Below are 12,756 nucleotides of genomic sequence, written 5' to 3' on the forward strand. Positions count from 1 at the left end.
CGGAACAGCTCATCCTCCGCCGGCCTCGTGCGCGACCGGGATGGCGTCGCGGATGCGTTGGATGACGCGTTGCTTGGACATCAACGCCAACGACTCGAACAGCGGCGGCGACACACGCCACCCGGTCACTGCAACGCGGATCGGTTGGAAGACCTTCCGCGCCCCCATCTGCAGCCGGTCGAGCAGGCCGCGGAGCGCGGTCTCGATGGCGGCGTCGGTCCAGTCGTCGAGCACCTCCAGGGTGTCGGCTGCGGCTTCCAACGCCGCGACAGCGCCGGGCTTGCCCAGGACGACATCGACCGCCTCGGGGTCGAGGTCGATCACCTCGGCGAAGAACGCCGGGGCGTACTGGCGGACCTCGTCGAGACGCTGCATGCGTTCCTGCACCAGCGGGACCAGGCGGCACAGCAGCGCCAGCTCCTGGTCACCGGGCGGATGCCCGATCAGCGGCTCGCCGTAGGTCCCGTCGAGGTAGGGCACCAGCCGGTCGGCGAGCTCGTCGGCCGCCAGCTCACGGATCCGCTCGCCGTTGAACGCGGTCAGCTTGTCGAAGTCGAACGCCGCTGCGGTCCTGCCCACGTCGGCGAGGTCGAACGCCGCGATCAGCTCGTCGACTCCGAACCGCTCGCGCCCGTCGCCCGGCGCCCAGCCCAGCAACGCCAGATAGTTCAACAGAACCTCCGGCAGGTAGCCGTGCCGGGCGAACTCCTGCACGGCGGTCGCCCCGTGACGTTTCGACAGGGGCTTTCGGTCCTCCCCGACCACCAGCGACAGGTGCGCGAACCAGCGCGGCGACACCCACCCCGGGGCGCGCGCGGGGAAGCCCGCCTGCGCCAACGTGTCGTCGACCAAGCCGTCCTTGGTGAGTTCCTCGTAGAGGAGGACCTGCCTGGGCGTGACCGATAGCAGGTCCTCACCGCGGCAGACCAGCGTGATGCCCTGCGCCACGTCGTCGGCGGCGTTCGCCAGCGGGTACGTCACCGACCCGTCGGCCCGTTGCACGACGAAGTCACCGATGCTCGACCAGTCGAAGCTGACCCGACCGCGGACGAGGTCGTCGACAACGACCTCGCCGGCCTCAGGAGTGCGGACCCGGATCGACGGGTGACCCAGCTCGCCCGGGCGACGCTCGCCACGCAGCGGTCCCTTGAGCACCGGCGGGCGCCCCTCGGCCCGTCGCGTCTCGCGGTACGCCTCGAGCTCCTCGACCGTGGCGAAGTCCTGGTAGGCGAGGTCCGCCTCGATCAGTCGGCGCACGACCGCAGCGTGGAACGGTGCCCGCTCCGACTGGATGTAGGGTCCGTACGGCCCGCCGACCTGCGGCCCTTCGTCCCAGTCCAACCCCGCCCCCCGCAGCGCGTCCAGCAGGCCGCGTAGGGCCTCGGGCGTGGCGCGCGCCTGGTCGGTGTCCTCGATGCGGAGCACGAACGTGCCGCGGTGGCGGCGGGCATGCAGCCAGTTGAACAGCCCGGTACGCAGGTTGCCCACGTGGAGCGCCCCGGTCGGGGCGGGTGCGAGCCGGACCCGCGGCGGCCGGTCGTCGCTCGCCCCGCTCCGGCCGGTCACAGGATCGGCTCGGGTTCGTACCCGGCGGCGTCCGGGTGCTCCTTCACGATCGCTTCCGCCGCGGCGCAGAACACCGCGACCTGCCGCGGTGCGGCACCGGCCAGGTCGATGGGCTGCTCGACCAGCGCGCTCAGCTCGTCCTCCCCCACAGGCAGGCGCTCGTCGGCAGCCAGCCGGGCCAGAAGATCGTTGTCGCCGCCGTCACGCACAGCGCGGGCGGCGGCGACCGCGTGGGCGCGGATCGCCGCGTGAGCGGCTTCGCGCCCGATCCCCTTCCCGACGGCCGCCAGCAGGACCTTGGTGGTGGCGAGGAACGGCAGCTCGCGCTGCAGTTCACGGTCGATCGCGGCGTCGAACACGTGCAGCTCGTCGAGGACGGTGAGGAACGTCTCGAACAGCCCGTCGACGGCGAGGAACGCGTCCGGGAGGGCGACGCGCCTGACCACCGAGTCGGAGACGTCACCCTCGTTCCACTGCTCCCCGGCCAGGCCAGCGACCATCGTCAGGTACCCGCGCAGGATCCGCGCGAACCCGTTGATGCGCTCGCACGACCGGGCGTTGATCTTGTGGGGCATCGCCGACGACCCCACCTGCTCGTCGCCGAACCCCTCGGTGACCAGGCCGTGCCCGGCCATCAGACGCAGCGTGGTGGCGAGGCTGGACGGCGCGGCGGACAGCTGCACCACCGCCGCGACCACGTCGAGGTCCAGCGACCGGGGGTAGACCTGGCCGACACTGACCAGCACCTCGCGGAAGCCCAGTTCGTCGGCGATCTCGACCTCGAGGTCCTCGAGCTTCTCCTCGTCTCCGCCGAGCAGGTCCAGCTGGTCCTGTTGGGTCCCGACGGGTCCTTTGAGGCCACGCAGCGGGTAGCGGGCCAGCAGGTCCTCGGTCCGCCGCAGCGCCGTGAGCAGTTCCTGTCCGACGTTCGCGAAGCGCTTCCCGACGGTGGTGACCTGGGCGGGGACGTTGTGTGTGCGGGCCGTCAGCGGCTGCGTCTGGTGGGTGGCAGCCAGCTGCGCGAGCCGCGCGAGGGCAGCGATCGCGCGGTCGCGCATCAACGTCAGCGACCGGACGATCTGGAGCTGCTCGACGTTCTCGGTCACGTCGCGGGAGGTCATGCCCTTGTGGATGTGCTCGGTCCCGGCCAGCGCACAGAACTCCTCGATGCGGGCCTTGACGTCGTGACGCAGCCGCCGTTCGCGTTCGGCGATCGACTGCACGTCGACGTGTTCGACGACCGTCTCGTAGGCGTCGACGACCCCGTCGGGGACGTTGACGCCGAGACGCTGCTGGGCGCGGAGCACCGCGACCCACAGCCGCCGTTCAGTGACCACCTTGGCTCGTGGCGACCAGATCGCACGCATCTCCGCGGAGGCGTACCGCTCTGCGAGCACGTTGGGGATCGGGTCGGTCACCGGACCTCCGTCGGCGTCATCCCAGCGTCTGCCCCTCCTCGAGGCGGAAGCCCACGTCGAGGACGACCTGGAAGTGCTGGGGTTGGCCGTCCTTGATCCAACCGCGGACCTCTTTCACCTCGAACCAGTCGAGGTTGCGCATCGATTGCGCTGCCCGGCGGATCGCGGTCCGGATCGCATCGTCGATGCCGTCCTCGCTTGACCCGACCAGTTCAATCTTCTTGTACACGTTGCCCACTCGTGGCCCTCCTCGTCGCCCCTGGGACCGTAGCCGGTGGGGGGTCACGACCTGACCTCCACGCGGTTCTCCAGCGCCCCGATCCCGTCGATCTCGACCCGGACCTTCTGGCCCGGCTGCAGCGGTCCCACCCCCGCCGGCGTCCCGGTCAGGATCACGTCGCCGGGCAGGAGCGTCATCGCCTGCGACGCGTACGACACCAAACTGGGTGCGTCGAACGTCATGGCCGCGGTGCTGGCCTCCTGCTTGAGTTCTCCGTCCAGGTAGGTTCGCACCCGGGCGTTGAACGGGTCGAGGTCGGTGCTGATCGCCGGGCCCAACGGGCAGAACGTGTCGAAGCCCTTCGCGCGCGCCCACTGCTGGTCGCGGCGCTGCAGGTCTCGCGCCGTGACGTCGTTCGCGCAGGTGAAGCCGTAGATCGCCTCCCGCGCCTGCTCGGGTGTCACTTGCGACACCAGCCGGCCGACCACGACCGCGAGCTCTCCCTCGTAGTGGACGTCGCTGGTCACATCCGTCGGGTAACGGATCACGTCGTAGGGGCCGATCACGGCGGTCGAGGGCTTCAGGAACAACAGCGGCTCCGCCGGCACCCCGCCGCCCATCTCCGAGGCGTGGTCGACGTAGTTGCGACCCACACCCACGACCTTGCTGGGAAGGACGGGGGCGAGCAGCCGGACCGAGTCCAGCGGGACGGCCCGGCCGGTCCGCCGGTGCAACGTGAACGGGTGCGGCTCGATCACCGCGACGCGGTCGTCGTCGACGATCCCGTACTGGGGGGTCGGTGATCGCGGTTCGGAGAAACGGACGATCAGGGTCACATGCGTCTCACGACCGCGCCTGTGGATACCGTCGGAGGCGACGCAAGGTGGCGTGCCCGTCACGCACTGCTGTACGAACGGACATCACCGGCCACGGCACGTGCCGCGCCCTCCTTGGTAAGCCACCCCCGACGGCGGGGGCCCGACCGAACGGAGACCCGACCATGACAGCGTTGCTGGCGATCCTCGGCATCATCCTGGTCGTATTCGGCGTCGCCCGGCTGATCCAGGGCGCCTTGCTGTGGGGGATCGTGCTGATCATCATCGGGTTGATCATCGCCCCGGGCGGCCTGTACTTCGGCTGAGTCGCGATCCGGCTACCCCCGCAGGATCGCGTAGACGTAGGCGTCGGCCAGAGCCAGCCACGACGCCTCGACGATGTTGCCGTGCACGCCGACCGTGTCCCAGGTCTCCTCGCCGTCGGTGGTGGTGACCAGCACCCGGGTGACCGCGTCGGTCCCATGCGCCCCGGCCGACGACCGTCCCCCTGACTGTTCGATGATGCGCACCTTGTAGTCGGACAGGTGGACCCGGTCGAGTGCGGCCCACGTGCCGTTCGCGGCGTTGCGGAACGCGTGGTCGAGCGCGTCGACCGGGCCGTTGCCCTCTCCCGCACCGAGCCGACGTTCACCGGCCACCCGCACCGCCACCATCGCCTCGGCGGTCGGTCCGGCCGCGTCGCCGCGCCCACCTCCGACGGTGACACGGAAGTGCTCGAGTTCGAACGGCTCTTGCAGGTCACCGACGATCCGACGGAGCAGCAGCGCGAAGGATGCGTCGGCCGCGTCGTAACTCCACCCCTGGTGCTCGCGACGCTTGACCTCCGTGAGGACCGCCGCGACCTGTGCCTCGTCGAGGGTCAGCCCCAGCTCGCGCGCCTTGAGCTGGATGGTGGCACGACCCGCGAGGTCGCTCACCACCAGCCGTGTCTCGTTCCCGACCAGGGCCGGATCGACGTGCTGGTAGAGGTCGGCGGACTTCGCCACGGCCGATGCATGCAACCCGGCCTTGTGCGCGAACGCACCGGAACCGACGTACGGCTGGGCGGTCGGCGGCGTCTGGTTGGTCAGCTCGGCGACGGCGTGGGCCACGTGGGTCATGCGCAACAGCCGGTCGGTGGGGACCAGCGGCAGCCCCCGTTTGAGCTGCAGGTCGGCGAGGACCGTGAAGAGGTTGGCATTCCCGCACCGCTCACCCAACCCGTTCGCGGTGGCCTGCACGTGCCGGGCGCCGGCCTCGACTCCGACCAGCGAGTTGGCGACCGCGCAGCCGCCGTCGTCGTGGAAGTGCAGCCCCACGTCGCATGGCAGGTCGGCGACGAGGCGACGGACGACCCGTTCGACATCCCACGGCATCGCCCCGCCGTTGGTGTCGCACAGGACGACGCATTCGGCCCCGGACTCCGCTGCGACGCGGGCCACGGCGCGCGCGTAGCCGGCATCGCGGGTGTACCCGTCGAAGAAGTGCTCCGCGTCGAAGAACACCCGCCGACCTTGGGCGACCAGGTAGGCGATCGACTCCGCCACCATCGTGAGGTTGTCCTCGCGGGTCACACCGAGGGCTTCCTCGGCGTGCCAGGCGCAGGCCTTCCCCACGATGCACAGCACCGACGTGTCGGCGTGCAGCAGGGCCTTCAACGTGGGGTCGTCCTCGACGACGTTGCGGGCATGCCGCGTTGCGCCGAACGCGGCCAGCGTGGCGTGTTCCAGCTTCAGCTGTCCGTCTGCGGCGAGGCGGAAGAACTCGGTGTCCTTGGGGTTGGCGCCCGGCCAGCCACCCTCGATGAAGTGCACGCCGAGCTCGTCCATGCGGCGGGCGATCTTGAGCTTGTCGTCCACCGTCAGGTTCACACCCTCGCGTTGGGTGCCGTCGCGGAGGGTCGTGTCGTACAGGGCGGGTACCTGACTCACCGGATCGTCCTTCATGTGTCGTGGACGCCGGGGAGTCGGAAGGGCGCCGGTCGGACCGGGCCACCCCCGCAGCCCGGCGCTCGTCGCCTGGCTACGGGAGCCTGTCGATGGCGATGCTGCCCGCGCTCGGACGCGCCCGCCGCACAGCGGGGGTCGGCCTCGGGATCCGGGTCACGTGCATCACGTCTCGCTCCTGGGCGCCGCCGGTTGCGGCGCGTGTGCAGCGTGCCAGCTGGTCGGGGCGTCGTCCAGTTGGCCCTGCGTCGGCGTGGCCAGGATCGGTGTTTGCGTCCCCGCCTGCCCAGGCGTCTAGCGTGCACCGACCGACAGGAGGCGTGACGATGAGGGCACTGACCGCGGGGTTGATTGAGGTGTATCTGACTCTTTGATAGAGCCGGCCGATTTTCTAACCCTACTCATGGGCCGCGCTCGGGCGGGTGGTTTCTGTTGTAGTCGATGCGGTTGCGGCGTGCATCCTTCATGCCGATGGTGCGGTCGCGTCGGATTGCGGGGCCCCGTCCGTGGTGCTCGTCGTCGGGCGTGACATACCCGATGGCTTGGTGGAGACGGACGGTGTTGCACTCGAGCTGGACGCGGGTCAGCTCGGCGTCGAGCACGGCCGGGTCGTCGATGCGCTCGAGGTGCGGGTAGTCGCGCCTGAGGTGTCCGAAGAAGCTCTCGATGGGGGCCTGGTCGGTGGGCGTTGCGGGCGCGGTCGTGGGTGAACCGGGTGTGGCTGCCGGGTCGCCATCCGAGCAGCCGGTGCAGGGTCGACGCCTCGAGCGACCGCTGCCGGTCTCGGACCGCGTCGGTCGTGTCCACCGTCGCGGCGACTGCTGCAGCGCAGCGGTCAGCCGGTCGGCCGCCTTACCGGTCGGGGCGGTCACCGCCGCCCGCGGCCGGTGGCCGTCGGCCGGCTCGGTCAACGACCGGCGTCGGGCGCGGCCGGTGCCCGACGACGCCATGTTCGCGCATCAGCCGTTCGACGCATTTGTGGTTGACGACCCAGCCGCGTCGGCGCAACTCGGCGGTCATCAAGCCGGGGAAGGGTGGGGCGTTCGTCGCTGGCGACGTCAACCGCGAGCCCGACCCCGACCCCGTGGGCTGGCCGTAGGTGCCGTCGAACGCGTCGTGGATAGCACGGATCTCAGCCAGCAACTCGGTGTCGGCCTGCTCGGCGCTGCTGGCGCCGTCGGGCTCGTCGCGCCAGGCGTAGTACGCCGAGGGCGACACGCCGGCAGGCTCCAGGACGGTTCGTAGGCATCCACGTCACGGCGCGACGTGACCTGGCGTGACCGAGCGCCAGCTCGCCCTGCGCCCACGACTGCGCCGGCTCCCTCGACCAGGCACCGGCCTTATCACCGACGGCCCACGTGCTTCGCTCGGCTATCTACCTGTCACGATTACGACGGCCCCCTGGTCCAGCAGCGCGATCCCAGACAATCATGCCTGCCCATGCTAGCAGTAGGGAAACGGGGTAGCCGTATTGAGCGGGGACTGCAAAAACAGCCCAAAGGACCGTTCCGAGGAGGAAGCCTGGCAGAAGGATAAGGATCCATCCAACTACGTTCGGATTCCAATGCCTCATTCCTGCAGATGCAATGCATGGTAGGGCGTGCTCGATTCCCCAACCTCGCGTGACGGCCGTAGCGGTACCTGCGCCGTGGCTGACGTATCATCATCACACCACCGGGAGTGTTTTCGCCGCCGTCCAGGGGACGATGTCCGCGCCATGCTGCACGAGCCCGTAGACACGGGGCATCAAATCAGCAACTGATGCGCGGCCACTCTCCGGAATAGACCCGGGGGCTCTCGTAGTAGGCGCCATCCCAGTCGATGAATCCACCTCTCGCCCTCGCACGATAGTAGCTTCTTCTCCGCGGTGAACGTCCGCCGGCGCGGACGCGCCGCCGGGTCGTGCTCGCGCGTCGCCAGCACCGCTGGGGTCATCGTCATCGGTCAGGTGATCCTTCGCGCCCTGGGAGTGATGTGCACTACACCAGGTGTCTCACCTCGGCCTGACACATAGGGAACTGCGCCGTGTCGCCGAATGAGGTTTGTGCCATGATCATGGACCGGTGATCGGCGGACCGATGGGTCAGCCGGATCGGCCGTCGGCGCTCGGCTTGAACGAGAGGTCACGGGCGCTGAGTTTGGTCGGGGCGAGTCGCCCGAACTTGGCCTCGGCCATGGCGTCTGGATCGAACGTGGCGTCCCACGCGGAGATGTCCGGGCCGAGATAGCGGCGCAGCTTGCGTATGGCTCGAGCACGGTCGTACGGGCGAATTTCGATCCGGCCTCGGGCGGTGACCTGCAGGACCTCGCCGGTCGCGAGGTCGCAGGTGTCCACTACGAGCACCGCTCGGGGATCGTCCTCGAGGAGGTCATTGAGATGCGCCCACGGGCCGGTCAACCACCAGAAGGCTTCGTCTTCCCACAGGAACCAGACCGGACGCACCGTGGGACCGTTGGTGGCCACGCGTGCGACAAGTGGGCGTGACAGATAAACGGTTGTCCTCAGGTTTCCGTGGGTAGCTGGACGGTGATGCCGCCGCAGCAGAGGTAGATCATGGCGATGAGGGCGGCGGGGGTGTGGCGGCCGTAGCCGCGGTGGTTGATGAGGCGGACCTTGGAGTTCAGGCCCTCGAGTTTCGAGTTCGAGAGGCCGAGCTCGACTGCGGCGAGGATCCGGTCGCGCTCGGCGCGGATGGTGCGAGACAGCTTGACGAAGGCGGGGATGCGCGATCGGCACGCCCAGCCCAGCCAGCGGTCGAGCAGGACGGGTGCCTGGTCGGGTTCGTTGAGCCGGTACAGGTCGCGGAGGGCTTCCTTGAGCAACCAGGCGCGGTAGAGCAGCGACCGGTCGCGCTTGAGCTGGGCGATGACCTCGCGCTGGGGGGCCTTCCAGCTGGCGGGGTCTTTCACCAGCGCCCACCGGGTGCGCTTGACCCACTTCGCCGTGGTGGTGGTCCCAACCTGACGATGTAGGTTCCACGCCCACCGGCGGGTCTCGTCGATGGCCTTGTTGGCCAGGGCGATCACGTGAAAAGGATCAGCGCACTGCACTGCGTCGGGGGCGTGCTCGCGGGTGGCCTTGGCGTACGCGCCACCCAGGTCCAGCGAGACGGCCTGCAGTTGCCTGCAGCGTTCTTCGCCGAGTTCCTCGTAGAAGCGGGCCAGGGTGGCCGCGTCCTTGCCAGAGGCGCCGTCACGTCCCTCGCCGACCCACACCACCGCGCCGTCGCGGTCGTGGTCTGCCACCACCGTCAGGTAGCGGTGGCCCTTGCGGTAGGAGATCTCGTCGACACCGATGCGGAACAGGTTGTCCAGCCGGGAGTCGTCGAGCTGCTCGGCGACCACCGCCGAAACGGCGTTGCGGACCGCTTCCCACGAGATCCGCAGCAGCCGGCGGACCGACTCCTTGTCGGCACGCTGAGCCAGCCACGCGGTCACGTCCTGCATGTCGCGGGAGTGGCGGGCGTCGTGGCGGGCCCAGGGGACCTGTTCGGTGACTACCTTGCCACACCGCTTGCAGGACAGCCGTCGGATCTCGGCCTCGAGCCACAGCTTGGCGCTGCCCGCATCGACGTGCCGCCACCGACGCACCGTGCGGTCGTAGCTGGCGCGGGTCGACCAGCCGCAGTGCGGACAAGTCAGCCGACGGAACCGTCGACGCAACTCGACCACGATCCCCTCCGGCGCGAACGTGACCGTCGCGACGGTCGCTCCCGGGATCTGCAGCATGCGGTTGAATGCGGTCGTGGCGCGCACGGGCTTCTCCGTGGTTCGGGACGTCAGACACCCCGAAACCTACGAGCGAGAACGTGCGCGCCGCACCTCCCCGCGGTTGTGCCCTCCCTGCCCTGCTAGCCACCCTCACCAGCCAGATCAGCTCATCCCGCCGCCCACAGAAACCTGGGAAGTCCCAGATAAACATCGATGTCGAACCCGTGTTCATCCGTCATGGGAAGCCACCGTAACTGTGCGGGCATTTGTGACGCTAACGCCTTTCCAGGGCTAGTTCCCACGGGCCCGGAAGATGACATGAACCGGGCATAGCGTCGGGGCGTCGGGAGGCCGACTTCCTACAAGACGCCACGTCTAGAGGAGGTCGGCGTGCAACACCGAGATGAGCACAACGACGAACTGCTGACGCCCGCAGAGGTCGCCAAGCGGTTCGGGGTCAACCCCAAGACCGTCACCCGGTGGGCACAAGCGGGGAAGCTGACGGCCATCCGCACGCTGGGCGGTCACCGCCGTTACCGCGCGTCGGAGGTGGAGGCTCTCGTGAAGCACAGCGTTGAACCCCGCTGGGACGACGAACGCGGCGGGCCCCAGTAGCCGCCGGCTCCGACACAGCGGCGTCACCCGTCGCATCAACCCCCCTTCGCAGGGCAGCCCGAACAGCCAAGGCCTGGGCGGTTCGACCAACTCACCAACCTCATCCGGCGGGTGAGCCCCACAGGCGCATCGAGGAGGTGGCCGAGGTGCTGGGCATCACGGAGCGGCTCCGTTGCGGGCCACTCCGGCGAGAGGGGCCAGCCAACCAGGCGGCGTGCGTATAACCGGCGGGCGAGCGCATCGACCCGTCGATTGCGACGCTGCCAGCGTGGCCGACACCGAAGACTCTTCGCTGTTGCCGGGAATTCACCGTCCGGTGGGCGACCACGCTGCTGTCCGAGACAGCCACGGCAGACGACGGGTCATCGCGTCGCCCACCGCGTCGTGCAGCGCCGGCGCGGGCCGTCGTCGCTTCGTCCGCCAGTTGCCTGACGAAGCGAATCTCGGTATCAGCGACGTTGTCACACCATCGGCACCCAACTGGCGGAAGGCGGCGCTCGCCTTCAAACGATCATGGCCGTGCTCGGTCACCGCACTCCCATGATGTCGTTGATCTACGCCAGCTCGTCCCATCCGACGGTCAAGCAGCAGTATCAGGACGCTCTGGACCGTCACCTCGGGCCTGAGGTGACCATGGCCGGCCCCCCGCGCAGGCGCTGCGCGAGCACCGGCTCGACCTAGAGGCCGTTCACTGGCTGCAGACGAACTTCCTCAAAACGAGCTCGAACTCGGCCACTGTCTGCGTCTGCCCCAGGAAGGCCCTTGCGACGTCGTGCTTGCCTGTTCCAAGTTCGTCACCACCAGCGATTGCGCCCCACGTCTCCGGGCCCGTCTTGCCGTCGAAGACCAGCTCATCGACGACGCAACAACCCGCGGATGGGCCCGAGAAGTCGATCGGCACAAGGCCACCGCGCCCGCCTCGAGCAACTGCTCCGGGGGCTCGGGGAGCAGGCCGCGCCGGCCGAAGAGCCTCCATGCATTCCATGACCGGGCGCGGTCACTCCGCGAAGGACGTCCATGAGGGAGTGCCTACCGAGTTGGTCTCTTGCGGGGAAAACAGGGACGATCTGTTGCCTGGGCCTGACGCACCGGCCGGGTTGGCGCTGGTCGAGGCATCTCAGTCTTCGTTGCCGCCACAGCCACGGGGATCTAGTGTCGCAACAGCTCGCCTAAATGTCAGGGAGGGAGCGGGAATGTGCCCGGCGGTGGCCCCCGATTTTCACGTGTCGACGGTGCACTACGGGATTCCCTTCGACCTGCTCTGGAGCCACCTCAGCGATCCGTTGCAGTTCCCCCACCTGTATCCCAACTGGACGACACAGGTCGATCGGGCGGATGAGGCGAGCTTCCGGGGCGTCGGCCCCGGCGGGGACACCTTCCGCATCATCCAGCGGCTGAACCGTGACCACGGCGTCATCGACTTCGAAATCATCGCGGAAGGCGGCGAGACAGAGGTTTCGCGCTCCCGGCTCTTCCCGCTCCCCGGCCGCAGCTGCCTGTACGTACACGTAGCCACCCGCTCGTCCCGCATGGACGATGCGTTCTGGAACGACTTCAAATGCGCCACGGACCAGGACGTGGAGAACGCGAGGCGGTTGCTGGAGCAGCGACTCGTCTCACAATGCCCGTGACGGTCCTCTCCCATGAGACCGGCACAGTCAGCCGGTAGCTCGGGCGGTGCGAGGCGGAGTCCACGGTCACCGTCCCAGCTGACAGGGCGAGGCTCCCGGCAGCTTTCCACCAACGGCCGTGTCGTTCGCTTGCGGGACCACGGCGACCCCTGCCGAGGGATGAGCGACACGAAGCCATACCGCTGGTACGCGGCGAGCTTGATGTCGCACGGAAGGACGCTCTACTCCGGATGCAGAGTTAGATGACGACCCAGATGTTGTCGAGTTCCGTGCTGACGCGGCCGTACAAACCCGAGGTGGCATGCGGACTAGTGGTCCGTAACTGACGTGTTTTGACGGTTGGCCTTGTCGAGGATCTCGTCGGCGGTCTTGGTCCACGCGAACGGTTGGCAGCGGTCGTTCCAGGTGTCGATGAACCGTCGTATGGCGGCGGTGACGTCTTTGACGGACCGGAAGCTGCCGGGGCGGATCGCTTGGCGGGTGTTGATCGCGAAGAACACCTCGACGAGGTTCATCCATGACGAGTACGTCGGAGTGAAGTGCAGGTGGATCCGCGGATTCTTGTCGAGCCACTGGTGCACGTCTTGGTGCTTGTGCGCGGAGTAGTTGTCGACGATGACGTGCAGCTGCCGGCGCGGGTAGGCCTTGGCGACCTGGCGGAGGAACTTCAAGAACTCGGCGTTGGTGTGACGGGGGTAGCAGGCGTCGATGACCTTGCCGGTGGCGACCTCCAGCGCGGCGAACAGGGTCGTGGTGCCGTGCCGACGGTAGTCGTGGGTCTGACGCTCGGGTAAGCCACGACGAAGCGGCAGGATCGGCCGGGTGCGCTCCAAC

Annotated in this window: 14 protein-coding genes; 3 read left to right on the top strand and 11 right to left on the bottom strand. The window is 68.6% G+C overall.

Annotation, left to right across the window (positions count from 1 at the left end; genetic code table 11):
• Positions 1–9: 9 nt before the first annotated feature.
• From KY462_14530 to KY462_14545, 4 genes are read right to left on the bottom strand one after another with little or no spacing between them, the layout of a single operon-like run.
• Positions 10–1,566, bottom strand: coding sequence for a glutamate--tRNA ligase (locus KY462_14530; GenBank protein ID MBW3578925.1), 1,557 nt, complete (start codon positions 1,564–1,566; stop codon positions 10–12).
• Positions 1,563–2,984, bottom strand: a complete 1,422-nt coding sequence (purB, locus tag KY462_14535; GenBank protein ID MBW3578926.1) for an adenylosuccinate lyase — start codon at positions 2,982–2,984, stop codon at positions 1,563–1,565. The genes KY462_14530 and purB overlap by 4 nt, the downstream gene beginning before the upstream one ends.
• Positions 2,985–3,000: 16 nt before the next feature.
• Positions 3,001–3,222: a dodecin family protein gene (locus tag KY462_14540; protein ID MBW3578927.1), complete on the bottom strand. Its 222-nt coding sequence runs from the start codon at positions 3,220–3,222 to the stop codon at positions 3,001–3,003.
• A gap of 44 nt (positions 3,223–3,266) precedes the next feature.
• Positions 3,267–4,031, bottom strand: coding sequence for a fumarylacetoacetate hydrolase family protein (locus KY462_14545; GenBank protein MBW3578928.1), 765 nt, complete (start codon positions 4,029–4,031; stop codon positions 3,267–3,269).
• Between the two features lie 173 nt (positions 4,032–4,204).
• Between KY462_14545 and KY462_14550 the strand changes: the two genes are divergently transcribed.
• Positions 4,205–4,345 (top strand): hypothetical protein, encoded by a 141-nt coding sequence (locus tag KY462_14550; protein ID MBW3578929.1) that lies wholly within the window; start codon positions 4,205–4,207, stop codon positions 4,343–4,345.
• A gap of 12 nt (positions 4,346–4,357) precedes the next feature.
• On the opposite strand, the gene cimA is transcribed toward KY462_14550, so the two are convergent.
• The 5 genes from cimA to KY462_14575 form a co-directional block, all read right to left on the bottom strand.
• A complete protein-coding gene (cimA, locus tag KY462_14555) occupies positions 4,358–5,965 on the bottom strand; it encodes a citramalate synthase (protein MBW3578930.1) in 1,608 nt (535 codons plus the stop codon).
• A 401-nt stretch (positions 5,966–6,366) separates the two neighbouring features.
• Positions 6,367–6,876 (bottom strand): integrase core domain-containing protein, encoded by a 510-nt coding sequence (locus KY462_14560; protein MBW3578931.1) that lies wholly within the window; start codon positions 6,874–6,876, stop codon positions 6,367–6,369.
• Positions 6,818–7,183, bottom strand: a complete 366-nt coding sequence (locus KY462_14565) for an IS3 family transposase (GenBank protein MBW3578932.1) — start codon at positions 7,181–7,183, stop codon at positions 6,818–6,820. Before KY462_14565 ends, KY462_14560 begins: the two co-directional genes overlap by 59 nt.
• An 865-nt stretch (positions 7,184–8,048) precedes the next feature.
• The gene (locus tag KY462_14570) at positions 8,049–8,471 is read right to left on the bottom strand and encodes a pyridoxamine 5'-phosphate oxidase family protein (GenBank protein ID MBW3578933.1); all 423 of its coding nucleotides are present in this window, start codon (positions 8,469–8,471) and stop codon (positions 8,049–8,051) included.
• Positions 8,468–9,721: an ISL3 family transposase gene (locus KY462_14575; protein MBW3578934.1), complete on the bottom strand. Its 1,254-nt coding sequence runs from the start codon at positions 9,719–9,721 to the stop codon at positions 8,468–8,470. Before KY462_14575 ends, KY462_14570 begins: the two co-directional genes overlap by 4 nt.
• 345 nt (positions 9,722–10,066) lie before the next feature.
• Between KY462_14575 and KY462_14580 the strand changes: the two genes are divergently transcribed.
• A complete protein-coding gene (locus tag KY462_14580; GenBank protein ID MBW3578935.1) occupies positions 10,067–10,291 on the top strand; it encodes a BldC family transcriptional regulator in 225 nt (74 codons plus the stop codon).
• 688 nt (positions 10,292–10,979) lie between these two features.
• Here the strand turns inward: KY462_14580 and KY462_14585 are convergent.
• On the bottom strand, positions 10,980–11,192 hold the full coding sequence (locus KY462_14585) for a hypothetical protein (protein MBW3578936.1): 213 nt from the start codon (positions 11,190–11,192) through the stop codon (positions 10,980–10,982).
• A gap of 292 nt (positions 11,193–11,484) precedes the next feature.
• Between KY462_14585 and KY462_14590 the strand changes: the two genes are divergently transcribed.
• The gene (locus KY462_14590; GenBank protein MBW3578937.1) at positions 11,485–11,922 is read left to right on the top strand and encodes a hypothetical protein; all 438 of its coding nucleotides are present in this window, start codon (positions 11,485–11,487) and stop codon (positions 11,920–11,922) included.
• A 308-nt stretch (positions 11,923–12,230) separates the two neighbouring features.
• Here the strand turns inward: KY462_14590 and KY462_14595 are convergent.
• Positions 12,231–12,756, bottom strand: a 526-nt coding sequence (locus tag KY462_14595; GenBank protein ID MBW3578938.1) for an IS630 family transposase, incomplete at its 5' end; no start/stop codon positions are given.

It is taken from the genome of Actinomycetota bacterium, assembly GCA_019347675.1.
In the GTDB taxonomy this organism is placed as follows: domain Bacteria; phylum Actinomycetota; class Nitriliruptoria; order Nitriliruptorales; family JAHWKO01; genus JAHWKW01.